The sequence below is a fragment of the Bradyrhizobium sp. SZCCHNGR1005 genome, assembly GCF_032489995.1.
Lineage (GTDB): Bacteria > Pseudomonadota > Alphaproteobacteria > Rhizobiales > Xanthobacteraceae > Bradyrhizobium.
Genome location: NZ_JAUEZC010000001.1, coordinates 837,832 through 850,538, shown reverse-complemented (window position 1 = coordinate 850,538; position 12,707 = coordinate 837,832). Strand labels below are relative to the sequence as shown.

The window sequence follows — 12,707 nt, the reverse complement described above, 5'->3', positions numbered from 1 at the left end:
TGTTGAGGCGATGAGCGTGCAGGGGACGATACTGATCGTCGACGACGAGGTTCGCTCGCAGGAGGCGCTGCGACGGGTCCTCAATCAGGATTTCGAGGTGCTCTGCGCCGGCAGCACGGCAGATGCCGAGAAGCTGCTCGAAGGCGAGATCGTGCACGCCGTGATCTGCGACCAGCGCATGCCGCAGGAATCCGGCGTCAGCTTCCTCAAGCGTGTTCGCGAGTTGTGGCCCGATCCGGTCCGGATGATCATCTCCGGCTATTCGGATTCGGAAGACATCATTGCCGGCCTGAACGAGGCCGGCATCTATCAATACATCACCAAGCCCTGGCAGCCGGAGCGACTGATCGAGATCGTCCGCGAGGCCGTCCAGCTCTATCGGCTGCAGAAGGAGACCGAGACCGCCGGCGTCGACGTCAAGGCGCGGCCTGCGCATGTCAAGAAGGTGGTCTCGGTCAAGCGCGGCGCCGCCAAGCAGCTCTATGATTTCGAGCGCATCCTGCACGCGCCTGACAGTCCCATGCGCGGCGTGATCGAGCTCGGCCGGCGCGCGGCGGATTACGACATCTCGGTGCTGATCACCGGCGAGTCCGGAACCGGCAAGGAGCTCCTGGCGCGCGCCATCCACTATGGCTCCGCGCGCGCAACCAAGGCCTTTGTGATCCAGAATTGCGGTGCTCTGCCGGACGAACTGCTGGAGAGCGAATTGTTCGGCTGCAAGAAGGGTGCGTTCACCGGCGCTTATCAGGATCGTATCGGCTTGTTCGAGGTCGCCGATGGCGGCACCATCTTCCTCGATGAGATCGGGGAGACCTCGCCCGCCTTTCAGGTGAAGCTGCTGCGCGTGCTGCAGGAGAGCGAGATCAGGCCATTAGGCGCGCAGCGGGTGCGCAAGGTCGATGTCCGCGTCGTCGCCGCCACCAATCGCGATCTGGAAGCCGAGGTCGAGGCTGGCCGCTTCCGTCGTGATCTTTACTACCGGCTTGCGGCGTTTCCCGTGCATATGCCGGCGCTGCGCGACCGCCCCATGGACATTCCGTTGATTGCCGAAGGGGTCTTGTCGGCAGTCAAGACCTCGTTCAACCGGCCGCATCTGCGCTTCGTGTCATCGGTGCTGGAGGAGTTCTCCAGATATCACTGGCCCGGCAATGTGCGCGAGCTGCAGAATGAGATCCAGCGCATGGCCGTGTTGGCCGATGCCGACGAGCTGCGCTGTCCGCCCTTCGCCGGACGCCGCAGCGCGCGCCGTGTAGCTTCGGCGGCCAATGGCAAGCTCAACGGCTCAGCGACCCTCAAGGACAAGGTGGAAGATCTCGAAAAGACGGTCATCGTCAGCTATCTTGAGAAATACGAGGGGAATATCAGCCGGGTCGCGAACGAGCTCGGCCTGTCGCGCGTGGGCTTACGCAATAAATTGTCCCGATATGATTTGAGAAAAAATGGCAAAGGCCACGTCCTCTCCTGAGATGCCGGGGTCAGAAACCCTGTTGAAGCTGATCGCCGGCCGTGGCTCGCTTGAGTTCGACAGCGAGCGCGAAGGGGTGTGGATCGAAGTGATCCGCAAGATGGACGAGGTCTATTCCGATCTCCTCCGCTACGAGGTCGATCTCGAGCACAAGAACGCCGAGCTCGAAGAGGCGCAGGCCTTCGTCACCAATGTGATCGAATCGGTGTCCGACATCCTGGTGGTCTGCGATGCCGGCGGCACGGTGCAGCAGGCAAATTCAGCGTTTCAGCAGACCACTGGCCGCGCCATGCAGGAGATCGTCGGCGGCAACGTCGCCGATGTGATCGATGCCGGCGACAGGACCAAGCTGCCGCCGCTGCTGAAGCCGCGCGGTGCGGCGGAGGTGGTCGACAGCGAGCTGCGCTTCCTCAACGAGCAGGGCAGTTCCGATCTGTTCGCCATCAACAGCTCGCCCCGGCATGATCATCGCGGCCGCTTTATCGGCGTCGTGCTGACCGGTCGCCCGATCGGCGAGCTCCGCCGCGCTTATGAGGCGCTCCACAAGGCGCATCGGGAACTCCAGCGGGCGCAGCGCCAGCTGGTCGAGCAGGAGAAGATGGCGAGCCTCGGCCGGCTCGTCGCCGGCGTCGCGCATGAGCTGAACAATCCGATCAGCTTCGTCTACGGCAACATCCATACCTTGATGCGCTATCGGACGGCGCTCGTCACCTATCTCGATGCGATTCACGAGCAGCCGATCGCTCCCGAGGTTGCCCAGCTGAAGAGCGAGCTTCGCATCGATGCCATCCTGGAGGATTTCGGCTCGCTGATTGAGGGCACCCTGGAGGGCGCAGTCCGCATCAGCGAAATCGTCAAGAACCTGCGCCGGCTGTCATTTTCCAAGATCGGCGAGGTCGAGCGGGTCAACATCGAGCGGCTTATCAATACCGCAGTGCTGTGGGCGGTTCGGACCAAGCAGCGGCATCTGGATGTTCAGATCGAAGTCGGGCCGGATCTCTGGATCTCGGGCAATGAAGGCCAGTTGCATCAGGTGATCGTCAACCTGGTCGAGAACGCGATCCATGCGATGCGTACGACGGAGGTGCCGCGGCTCATAGTATCGGCCCAGCGCGAGGGCAATGAGATCCTGTTCAGGGTCTCCGACAACGGCCCCGGCATCGACCAGGATCACTTGAGCCACGTCTTCGAGCCGTTCTTCACCACCAAGCGGGTCGGCGAGGGAACGGGCCTCGGGCTCTGGATCAGCTATGGCATCGTGCGCGAGCACGGCGGCGAACTCATTGCCGGCAACGCGCCCGAGGGCGGCGCAACGTTTTCCTTCGCACTGCCCGCGGCCTGATGACCGATCGCCGCTCTAGCGCTGGATCTGCTGCGGCCCGCTGAGCCACAGCGCCAGCACGGTCCAGATCGCGCCGGACAGCAGATAGGCGCCGGCCGACATCAGCCCGAAATTGGCGGCCAGCAGCAGCGCCGCGAGCGGGGCAAATCCCGCGCCGAACAGCCAGGCAAGATCGGAAGTCAGCGCCGAGGCGGTGTAGCGATAGGCGCGGGCGAAGTTGGAGGCGATCGCGCCTGAGGATTGCCCGAACGACAGCCCGAGCAGGACGAAGCCGAGCACCATGTAGGTCGTCTCGCCGATTGCGCCGGCGTCGAGCAGTTGTGGGGCAAAGCCGGAGAACACGGCGATTGCAATCGCCGAGCCCATCAGCAGCGGCTTGCGTCCGATCCGGTCGGCCAAGAGGCCGGAGGCCACGATCGCGATCACGCCAAACACTGCGCCGACGGTCTCGATCACGAGGAAGCGCGTCGGGCTCTCCCGCGTGAACAGGAACACCCACGAAAGCGGAAACACCGTCACCATATGAAACAGCGCGAAGCTCGCCAGCGGTGCGAATGCGCCGATGACGATGTTGCGGCCCTCGTGACGAATGGTGTTGGAGATGCGGGCCGGCTGCAGCTCACGGCTCTCGAACAGCTCGGCATATTCAGGCGTCGCCACCATGCGCAGCCGGGCAAACAGCGCGACCACGTTGATCGCGAAGGCCACGAAGAACGGATAGCGCCAGCCCCAGTCGAAGAAGTCTGCGGCGGACAGATAGCCGGCGAAGAACGCAAACAGCGTGCTGGCGACGATCAGGCCGAGCGGTGCGCCGAGCTGCGGGATCATCGCATACCAGCCGCGCTGGTTTTCCGGCGCGTTCATGGCGAGCAGCGAGGCCATGCCATCCCAGCTGCCGCCCCAGGACAGACCCTGGCCGATGCGCGCCAGTGCCAGCAGCCAGATCGCCGAGGCGCCGATCGTGTAATAGCTCGGCAGGAAGGCGATCGCGACCGTCGAGGTCCCGAGCAGGACCAGCGCGGTGATCAGCTTGGCATTCTTGCCGTGGCGGCGGTCGATCGCCATGAAGATCACGCTGCCGAAGGGGCGGGCGATGAAGGCGAGTGCAAATAGCGCGAAAGAATAAAGGGTCTGGTGCAAATCGTCGGCGAACGGAAACACCAGCCGCGGGAACACGATCACCGAGGCGATGGCATAGACGAAGAAGTCAAAGAATTCGGACGTGCGCCCGATGATGACGCCGATGGCGATCTCGCCCGGATGGGCTTCGTGGCCGTGGGAAGCGCCGGGGATCGCATCAGCCGTTGCCGCCGCATGTGTCATCACGATTCCAGTCTACCTTAAGTGATCCTGTCGGGCCTTGAGCCCTGCTTGTGTTTGGCCGCGCTGTCGCGGGCTCGGTATTGGACAAATTGTCCAATGTTGGATGCGCTGCAGCATCGCTACCTCTCCGCCGGAAAAAATCCGTCGCTTGATGGGGTTAAGCGTGCGTCATCTGAAACTCTTGGCTTTATTGCCGCTTGGTCTCGCTCTTGGCGGGTGTGATTTCGTGGTCCTGTCGCCGGCTGGCGACGTGGCCGCGCAACAGCGCGACCTCGTTGTTATCGCCACCGTCCTGATGCTGTTGATCGTGGTGCCCGTCATGGTGGCGACCGCCGTGATCGCCTGGCGCTACCGGCAGTCGAATACGTCGGCTACGTACACGCCGGAGTGGGATCACTCCACTCAACTCGAGTTGATGATCTGGGCGGCGCCGCTTCTGATCATCATCTGCCTTGGCGCCGTGACCTGGATGGGCACGCATCTGCTCGATCCCTACCGGACGCTCGGGCGCATCGCCTCGGATCGTCCGGCGAGCCCGGACAACAGGCCGCTGGAGGTCGATGTCGTCGCGCTCGACTGGAAGTGGCTGTTCATCTACCCGGAATATGGCGTCGCCAGCCTCAACGAGCTTGCTGCACCCGTCAACCGGCCGCTCGATTTCAAGATCACGGCCTCTTCGGTGATGAACTCATTCTACATTCCCGCGCTCGCCGGCCAGATCTACGCGATGCCGGGCATGCAGACGCGGCTGAACGCGGTGATCAATGCGCCCGGCAGCTATCGCGGCTTCTCCGCCAACTATTCCGGCGCCGGCTTCTCGCACATGCGCTTCACCTTCCAGGCGCTGGCCGATGCCGATTTTGACAAATGGATCGCCAAAGCGAAGTCGGCCAACAGCCGGCTCGGCCGGCAGGAGTATCTCGCGCTTGAGCGCCCCAGCGAGAACGAGCCGGTCCGCTTCTACGCGCCGGTGGACGAGGAGCTGTTCCCGGCGATCCTCAACATGTGCGTCGAGACCGGCAAGATGTGCACCAGTGAGATGATGGCGATCGACGCCAAGGGCGGCATGGGCCTTGCCGGCATCCGGAACACGCTGCCGCTGACCTACGACAAGTTCGCCGCGCGCGGCGCCGTGTTCGGTCCCGAGCCCAGCTATATCACGGGCGGGGTCTGTCTGCCCGGCGACCAGATCAGCCGGATGTCGGACGCCTCGATCATCGTTCCCGCGCCGCGCGATGCGACGCCGTTGCGCGGCAGCGGATTGGCGCGTCCCGGTTTCGCGTTGAAGTCTTCGACCTCCTTCATCTTCGGCCGCAGCTCCAGATCGGATTCGTGAGATAGAGCCATGTTTGACACCCACGATCTCACCAGGTTGATCTTCGGACGGCTCACGCTGGAGTCGCTGCCGCTGCACGAGCCGATCATCGTCGGCACCTTCGCGGTGGTCGCGCTCGGCGGCATCGCGCTGCTCGGCGCCATCACCTATTTCCGGCTCTGGGCCTATCTGTGGCGCGAATGGTTCACCAGCGTCGACCATAAGCGCATCGGTATCATGTACATGGTGCTCGGCATCGTCATGCTGCTGCGCGGCTTTGCAGATGCGCTGATGATGCGCATGCAGCAGGCGATGGCCTTCAACGGCTCGGACGGTTTCCTGCCGGCCCATCACTACGATCAGGTCTTCACGGCGCATGGCGTCATCATGATCTTCTTCGTGGCGATGCCGCTGGTCACCGGGCTGATGAACTTCGTGGTGCCGCTGCAGATCGGGGCCCGCGACGTGTCGTTCCCGTTCCTGAACAATTTCAGCTTCTGGATGACGGTCGGCGGCGCGGTGCTGGTGATGGCCTCGCTGTTCATCGGCGAGTTCGCGCGCACCGGCTGGCTCGCTTATCCGCCGCTGTCGAATCTTGCCTATAGTCCAGACGTCGGCGTCGATTACTACATCTGGGGGCTGCAGGTGGCGGGCGTCGGCACGACGCTGTCGGGCATCAACCTGATCTGCACCATCGTGAAGATGCGTGCGCCCGGCATGACCATGATGAAGATGCCGGTGTTCACCTGGACCTCGCTCTGCACCAACGTGCTGATCGTCGCCTCCTTCCCGGTCTTGACCGCGGTTCTCGCGCTGCTGTCGCTGGACCGCTACGTCGGCACCAATTTCTTCACCAACGATTTCGGTGGCGATCCGATGATGTACGTGAACCTCATCTGGATCTGGGGCCATCCGGAGGTCTACATCCTCGTGCTGCCGGTCTTCGGCGTGTTCTCTGAGGTGACCGCGACCTTCTCCGGCAAACGCCTGTTCGGCTACACCTCGATGGTCTACGCCAGCGTCGTCATCACCGTCCTGTCCTACCTGGTGTGGCTGCACCATTTCTTCACGATGGGCTCGGGGGCGAGCGTCAACTCGTTCTTCGGCATCACCACCATGATCATCTCGATCCCGACGGGGGCGAAGATGTTCAATTGGCTGTTCACGATGTACCGGGGGCGAATCCGCTTCGAACTGCCGATGATGTGGACGGTCGCCTTCATGCTGACCTTCGTGATCGGCGGCATGACCGGCGTGCTGCTCGCGGTGCCGCCGGCGGACTTCGTGCTGCACAACAGCCTGTTTCTGATCGCGCATTTCCACAACGTGATCATCGGCGGCGTGGTGTTCGGCGTGTTTGCCGCCATCGCCTACTGGTTCCCGAAGGCGTTCGGCTTCAAGCTGGATCCGTTCTGGGGCAAGATGTCGTTCTGGTTCTGGGTGGTCGGCTTCTACTTCGCCTTCATGCCGCTCTATGTGCTGGGGCTGATGGGCGTGACGCGGCGGCTGCGCGTGTTCGATGATCCGTCGTTGCAGATCTGGTTCGTCATCGCCGGCATCGGTGCGCTTTTGATCGCCTGCGGCATCGGCTGCTTCCTGGTCCAGATCGCGGTCAGCATTCTCCGCCGCAAGGAGCTTGCTGACGTCACCGGCGATCCCTGGGACGCCCGCACCTTGGAGTGGGCGACCTCCTCGCCGCCGCCGGCCTACAACTTCGCCTTCACGCCCATGGTGCATGACAACGATGCCTGGTGGGACATGAAGCGTCGCGGCTACGCGCGGCCCTTGGCCGGCTTCAAGGCGATCCACATGCCGAGCAACACCGGCACTGGCGTGATCCTGGCGGGGCTTGCGACCGCGATGGCGTTCGGCTTGATCTGGTACATCTGGTGGCTGGCGGCGGTGAGCTTCGTTGCGCTGCTTGCGGTCGCGATCCGCCACACCTTCAACTATCATCAGAGTTTCCATATCGCCGCCGACGAGGTCGTGCGCACCGAGCGTGCACGGACCGAGCTGCTCGCGGCAGGAGGGAAGGCATGACCATTGCGATGGGATCGATGAAGGCCGGCGAGCCGGTCTTCTACGTCGTCGACGAGCACGAGCATCCGGAAGGCCACAGCACCATGCTGGGCTTCTGGATCTATCTGATGAGCGACTGTCTCATCTTCGCGATGCTGTTCGCGGTCTACGGCGTGCTCGGCGGCAAATATGCCGCGGGTCCGGCGCCGAAGGATCTGTTCGACCTGTCGCTGGTCGCGGTCAACACCACGTTCCTGCTGCTGTCGTCGCTCACCTATGGTCTTGCCATGCTCGCCATGGGACAGTCGCGCGCCGGCGCGATGCAGGCTTGGCTGGTGGTGACCGGCCTGTTCGGTCTCGGCTTCCTCGGCATCGAGCTGTCCGAGTTCGCGCACATGATCCATGAAGGCGCGACGCCCCAGCGCAGCGCCTTCCTGTCGTCATTCTTCACCCTGGTTGGCACCCACGGCCTGCACGTCACCTTTGGCCTGATCTGGCTGGTGACCCTGATGGTGCAGGTCCGGACCCATGGTCTGATCGAGGCCAACCGCCGCCGGCTGTTCTGCCTGAGCATGTTCTGGCACTTCCTCGACGTCATCTGGATCGGCGTCTTCACCGTCGTCTATCTCATGGGAATGCTGCGATGAGCACGGATGTCCACGCCCAAGCCCACATCCACGGCGCGGATGCCGGGGACCACAGCCACGGCACCCGGTCCGATCTGTGGATCGGCTTTGCAGCTTCGGTCGTCCTGACCGCGCTGCCGTTCTGGCTGGTGATGAGCGGAACGCTCGACAAGCAGGTGGCTGCGCTCGTCATCATGGCGCTGGCGGCTGTGCAGGTCGTGGTCCATATGGTCTACTTCCTGCACATGAACTCGCGCGCGGAAGGCGGCTGGACCATGATGGCGCTGATCTTCACGATCATCGTGGTGGTGATCGCCCTGAGCGGTTCATTGTGGGTCATGCACCATTTGACCACCAACATGATGCCCGTACACGAGATGAGCCCATCGCCGTGACAGAGCCTCCCACGGAGGGGGCCGAGCACGAGGGGATCGATTGTGAGCGCCGCAACGCGCGCCGGCTGTCGTCCCTGTTGCTCGGGCTCGCGTGGGGCGTTTGCGTTGCGGTGCTGCTGGCGCTCGGTGTCTGGCAGCTGGAGCGGCGCGTCTGGAAGCTCGATCTCATCGACCGGGTCGAACAGCGCGTCCATGCCGCGGCGGTGCCAATGCCCGGCCTGGCATCGTGGTCGGCAGTCAATCGCAGTGAGGACGAATACCGCCGGGTTATCGCCAGCGGCCGCTTCCTGAATGATCGCGAGACGTTGGTGCAGGCCCTGACCGTCGAGGGCCCGGGCTATTGGGTCGTCACACCTCTCGAGACAACCGATCACACGATCGTGCTGATCAACCGCGGCTTCGTCCCAGTAGACCGTCGCAATCCCGCGACGCGAGCGGAAGGGAACCCGATGGAACCCGTCGCGGTGACCGGGCTGCTGCGGATCTCGGAACCGGGCGGGGGCTTCCTGCGCAAGAATGATCCGGCTACCAACCGCTGGTATTCACGTGACGTCGGGGCGATCGCGGCGGCGCGGGGCCTGCCGCAGGTTGCGCCGTTCTTCATCGACGCCGATGCGACCCCAAATCCGGGCGGTTGGCCGCGGGGCGGCTTGACCGTGATCTCCTTTCCGAACAATCACCTGGTCTACGCGCTGACCTGGTTTAGCTTGGCAACCATGCTGGCGGGGGCTGGACTGCACCGCCTTGTCCAGTTGCGCCGGTCGCCCGGCCGCCGTCCGCAGGAGGCAACTTAGCGGCAATGCCGCCGGGACAAGCTGAAGGTCTTCTGATAGGCCAAGCTTTGAGGTTGATGCGCAGTCGACACGATGAGATCTCGGGACTTGCCATGAGGAACGAAGCCGCGACCTTGCCGGTCGCAGCCAATGCCACCGAGGCGCTCGGTTCGCCGCTGCCGGCCGCGGATACGACCAACCGCAAGAACATGGCGCTGCTGATTCAGCTGCGCTGGACCGCGGTGGCCGGACAGATCGCCACCATCACGTTCGTCACCTGGTGGTTCGATATCAGCTTGCCGCTTGCACCGATGGCGGCCGTGATCTGCGCGCTGATTGCGTTGAATGTGATCAGCGAGACCTGGCTCAGATACCGTGACGACGTCAACAACCGCGATCTCCTGATCGCGCTGATGCTCGACGTTGTGGCGTTGACGGCCGAACTGCATCTTGCCGGCGGCGCCTCTAATCCGTTCACCTGCCTCTATCTGCTCCAGGTGACGCTCGGTGCGGTGCTGCTCGACGCACGTTCGAGCTGGTCTCTGGTCGCGCTGACATGCGTCAGCTTCATCTGGCTCGTCGTCTCCTATCGGCCGTTGCAGCTGCCGCACCACAGCGCCAGCGAGGTCTTCAGCCTGTATGTCACAGGCACCTTCGTCGGCTTCGTGCTCGACGCCGTTCTGCTCGTCGTATTCGTGACCCGTATCAACCGGAACCTCCGCGAGCGCGATGCCAAGCTTGCCGCCTTGCGCCAACATGCCGCCGAGCAGGATCACATCATCCGGATGGGCCTGCTGGCCTCGGGCGCGGCGCACGAACTCGGCACGCCGCTCGCCTCGCTGTCCGTGATTCTGAACGACTGGCGGCGTATGCCGGCGATCGCCTCCGATCCCGCGATCGCGGACGATTTCGCCGAGATGGAAGCCTCGGTGCAGCGCTGCAAATCCATCGTCACGGACATCCTGGTATCGGCCGGGCAGGCGCGCGGCGAGGGATCTGCGCCGACCACGCTGAAGCGCTTTCTCGCCGCCCTGGTCGACGAGTGGCGCACCGCGCGCTCGGCCCGCAATCTGATCTTCCGGAACGAGTTTGGCGATGACCTCGCGATCGTCTCCGACGTCGCGCTGAAGCAGGCGATCGTGAACGTGCTTGACAACGCCTACGAAGTTTCGCGCGATTGGGTAGAGCTTGTCGTCGAACGTGACGGCGACATGCTGCTTCTGAGCATCAGCGACCGCGGCCCCGGCTTCGACCGTGCCATTCTCGCGCAACTCGGCCGGCCGTATCAAAGCAGCAAAGGACGGCCGGGCGGCGGTCTCGGCCTGTTCCTGGTGGTCAACGTGATCCGCAAGCTTGGCGGTGTCGTTTCGGCCTGGAACCATCGGGGGCGTGGCGCGACGGTGCGATTGTCATTGCCGCTGTCGATGCTTGCGATTGGAGAATGCGGTGGAGAGTGACCGATCCCTGCTCATCGTCGAGGACGATGAGGGTTTTGCGCGCACTTTGAAGCGCTCCTTCGAGCGGCGCGGCTACGACGTCGTGGTTGCCGTGTCTTGCGATGAAGTCGGCGAGATCCTGAAAGTGAAGTCGCCCGGTTACGCCGTGGTCGATCTCAAGCTCGGCGGCGCATCGGGCCTCGTCTGCGTCGAGACGTTGCATACGCATGATCCGCAGATGCTGATCGTCGTGCTGACCGGCTATGCCAGCATAGCTACGGCCGTGGAAGCCATCAAGCTCGGGGCCTGCCATTACCTGGCAAAACCGTCCAATACCGATGACATCGAGGACGCGTTTCGCAAGGCGCAGGGCAATCCGCAGGTCGCGCTCGCCGACCGGTCGACCTCGATCAAAACGCTGGAATGGGAGCGGATCCATCAGACCCTGATCGAGACCGACTTCAACATCTCGGAGACCGCGCGGCGGCTCGGCATGCATCGCCGTACCTTGGCCCGCAAGCTCGAGAAGCGGCAGGTCAGGTAGGCGCCCGTCTGACGACCAGGGCTGCGGATCTGATCCAGGCAATGGCCTGTTAATCTAAAAATTCTACGATCAGCACGTGTGCCAGAACAGGACCCGCGCGTATCTGTGCTCGGTGCACGCAAAGATGTTCCGGCATGACGCGGACTTTCCTGCGCGTGTCCTTTCCGCTTCCTTACCTGTTAACCCAAAAACAGCGGGCGTGAAGCGAACAGCGATTAACTAGGAATTTAGGATCGGGTTGTGCGCGTCGATACCTCCCTTAAGGGTTTCATTAAATTGCCCTGGACTCGGAGGTCCCGATGCGCGTCGCTATAGTTCACGATTGGCTGTACGTCCTGGGCGGCGCCGAGCAGGTCCTGCGCGAAATCCTGCGCTGCTATCCGAATGCGGACGTCTTCACGCTGTTCGATCTTCTTCGTCCCGAAGACCGGCGCAAGCTGGGGTTCGAGACGTCCCACACCAGCTTCCTGCAGAAGATGCCGTTTCTGCACAAGCGCCACCGCTCCTATCTGCCGCTGATGCCGCTTGCGATCGAGCAGTTCGACCTGTCGAGCTACGATCTCGTCATTTCGAGCAGTTGCGCCGTCGCCAAGGGCGTGCTCACCGGACCGGAGCAGCTGCATGTCGCCTATGTGCATTCGCCGATGCGATATGCTTGGGATCTGCAGCACGTCTATCTGAACGAAAGCGGCTACGCGACCGGCCTGAAAGGCGCGATGGCGCGCATGCTCCTGCACCGGATGCGGATCTGGGACGCACGCACCGCGCATGGTCCCGATGCGATCTTCACGAATTCGCAATTCGTCGCCCGCCGGATCAAGAAGATCTATGGGCGCGAGGCCAAGGTGATCTATCCGCCGGTATCGCTGGCCAATCGCGATGTCATCCTTCCCGTGGGCAATCACTTCCTAGCCGCCAGCCGGCTCGTCCCCTACAAGCGCATCGAGCCGATCGTGCACGCCTTCAACGGGCTGCCGGATCTGGAGCTGATCGTCGCCGGCGACGGCCCGGAAGCTGATCGGCTCAAGGCGATTGCCGGGCCGAACATCAAGTTCGTCGGCTTTGTCCCCGACAAACAGCTGCGTGACCTGATGGCGACCGCGCGGGCATTCGTGTTCGCGGCGGAGGAGGATTTCGGCATCGTTCTCGTCGAGGCGCAGTCCGAAGGCGCGCCCGTGCTGGCTTTAGGCCGCGGCGGCGCGCGCGAGTCGATCCTGGCCGGCGGACCGCGGCCGACCGGAATGTTCTTCGAGGCGGCCGATCCGCAGTCGATCGCCGCATGCGTGCTGTCGTTCGTCGCCAAGGAACGGTCGATCTCGCGGCTCGACTGTCGCCAGCGGGCGGCCTTCTTCTCTGCCGAGCGGTTCCGCAGCCAGTTCGTTGCGGCCGTGAACGAAGAGTTCGAACGCCTGCATGGGGGGGATCAGAGCCAGGCAGCGCGGCTGATCGCGTAACGGGACCGTTGGGGT

The 12,707-nt window shown here is 63.3% G+C and carries 11 protein-coding genes; 10 read left to right on the top strand and 1 reads right to left on the bottom strand.

All coding sequences use genetic code 11. The features are described 5' to 3' along the window. Window positions 1-10 precede the first annotated feature (10 nt). Together QXZ85_RS03900 and QXZ85_RS03895 are read left to right on the top strand one after the other, a co-directional pair. The gene (locus QXZ85_RS03900; protein ID WP_315700792.1) at window positions 11-1,465 is read left to right on the top strand and encodes a sigma-54 dependent transcriptional regulator; all 1,455 of its coding nucleotides are present in this window, start codon (window positions 11-13) and stop codon (window positions 1,463-1,465) included. Then, complete coding sequence (locus QXZ85_RS03895; protein ID WP_315700791.1) at window positions 1,440-2,807, top strand: ATP-binding protein; 1,368 nt, start codon at window positions 1,440-1,442, stop codon at window positions 2,805-2,807. The genes QXZ85_RS03900 and QXZ85_RS03895 overlap by 26 nt, the downstream gene beginning before the upstream one ends. A 15-nt stretch (window positions 2,808-2,822) precedes the next feature. On the opposite strand, the gene QXZ85_RS03890 is transcribed toward QXZ85_RS03895, so the two are convergent. Further along, on the bottom strand, window positions 2,823-4,130 hold the full coding sequence (locus tag QXZ85_RS03890) for an MFS transporter (RefSeq protein WP_315700790.1): 1,308 nt from the start codon (window positions 4,128-4,130) through the stop codon (window positions 2,823-2,825). 163 nt (window positions 4,131-4,293) lie between these two features. Here QXZ85_RS03890 and cyoA point away from each other — a divergent pair, with 163 nt between their 5' ends. The 8 genes from cyoA (at window position 4,294) to QXZ85_RS03850 (ending at window position 12,692) form a co-directional block, all read left to right on the top strand. Beyond that, a complete protein-coding gene (cyoA, locus tag QXZ85_RS03885) occupies window positions 4,294-5,466 on the top strand; it encodes a ubiquinol oxidase subunit II (protein WP_315700789.1) in 1,173 nt (390 codons plus the stop codon). A gap of 9 nt (window positions 5,467-5,475) precedes the next feature. Beyond that, window positions 5,476-7,485: a cytochrome o ubiquinol oxidase subunit I gene (gene cyoB / locus QXZ85_RS03880; RefSeq protein ID WP_315744723.1), complete on the top strand. Its 2,010-nt coding sequence runs from the start codon at window positions 5,476-5,478 to the stop codon at window positions 7,483-7,485. Then, window positions 7,482-8,111 (top strand): cytochrome o ubiquinol oxidase subunit III, encoded by a 630-nt coding sequence (gene cyoC, locus QXZ85_RS03875; RefSeq protein WP_315700787.1) that lies wholly within the window; start codon window positions 7,482-7,484, stop codon window positions 8,109-8,111. The genes cyoB and cyoC overlap by 4 nt, the downstream gene beginning before the upstream one ends. Further along, complete coding sequence (gene cyoD, locus QXZ85_RS03870; protein ID WP_315700786.1) at window positions 8,108-8,485, top strand: cytochrome o ubiquinol oxidase subunit IV; 378 nt, start codon at window positions 8,108-8,110, stop codon at window positions 8,483-8,485. The genes cyoC and cyoD overlap by 4 nt, the downstream gene beginning before the upstream one ends. 35 nt (window positions 8,486-8,520) lie before the next feature. Further along, a complete protein-coding gene (locus QXZ85_RS03865) occupies window positions 8,521-9,279 on the top strand; it encodes an SURF1 family protein (protein ID WP_409977544.1) in 759 nt (252 codons plus the stop codon). A 92-nt stretch (window positions 9,280-9,371) separates the two neighbouring features. Then, window positions 9,372-10,715, top strand: a complete 1,344-nt coding sequence (locus tag QXZ85_RS03860; protein ID WP_315700785.1) for an ATP-binding protein — start codon at window positions 9,372-9,374, stop codon at window positions 10,713-10,715. After that, window positions 10,705-11,238 carry a response regulator transcription factor gene (locus QXZ85_RS03855; RefSeq protein WP_315766634.1) on the top strand — a complete coding sequence of 178 codons (534 nt, stop codon included), beginning with the start codon at window positions 10,705-10,707 and terminating at the stop codon, window positions 11,236-11,238. The genes QXZ85_RS03860 and QXZ85_RS03855 overlap by 11 nt, the downstream gene beginning before the upstream one ends. A 299-nt stretch (window positions 11,239-11,537) precedes the next feature. After that, window positions 11,538-12,692, top strand: a complete 1,155-nt coding sequence (locus tag QXZ85_RS03850; protein ID WP_315700783.1) for a glycosyltransferase — start codon at window positions 11,538-11,540, stop codon at window positions 12,690-12,692. The last annotated feature ends 15 nt before the right edge of the window (window positions 12,693-12,707 follow it).

Excerpts from the sequence above, each read along its gene's own strand:
- QXZ85_RS03900 (WP_315700792.1), top strand. The coding sequence starts at position 11 with ATGAGCGTGCAGGGGACGATACTGATCGTCGACGACGAGGTTCGCTCG.
- QXZ85_RS03895 (WP_315700791.1), top strand. The coding sequence starts at position 1,440 with ATGGCAAAGGCCACGTCCTCTCCTGAGATGCCGGGGTCAGAAACCCTG.
- QXZ85_RS03890 (WP_315700790.1), bottom strand. The coding sequence starts at position 4,130 with ATGACACATGCGGCGGCAACGGCTGATGCGATCCCCGGCGCTTCCCAC.
- cyoB (WP_315744723.1), top strand. The coding sequence starts at position 5,476 with ATGTTTGACACCCACGATCTCACCAGGTTGATCTTCGGACGGCTCACG.
- cyoC (WP_315700787.1), top strand. The coding sequence starts at position 7,482 with ATGACCATTGCGATGGGATCGATGAAGGCCGGCGAGCCGGTCTTCTAC.
- cyoD (WP_315700786.1), top strand. The coding sequence starts at position 8,108 with ATGAGCACGGATGTCCACGCCCAAGCCCACATCCACGGCGCGGATGCC.
- QXZ85_RS03860 (WP_315700785.1), top strand. The coding sequence starts at position 9,372 with ATGAGGAACGAAGCCGCGACCTTGCCGGTCGCAGCCAATGCCACCGAG.
- QXZ85_RS03850 (WP_315700783.1), top strand. The coding sequence starts at position 11,538 with ATGCGCGTCGCTATAGTTCACGATTGGCTGTACGTCCTGGGCGGCGCC.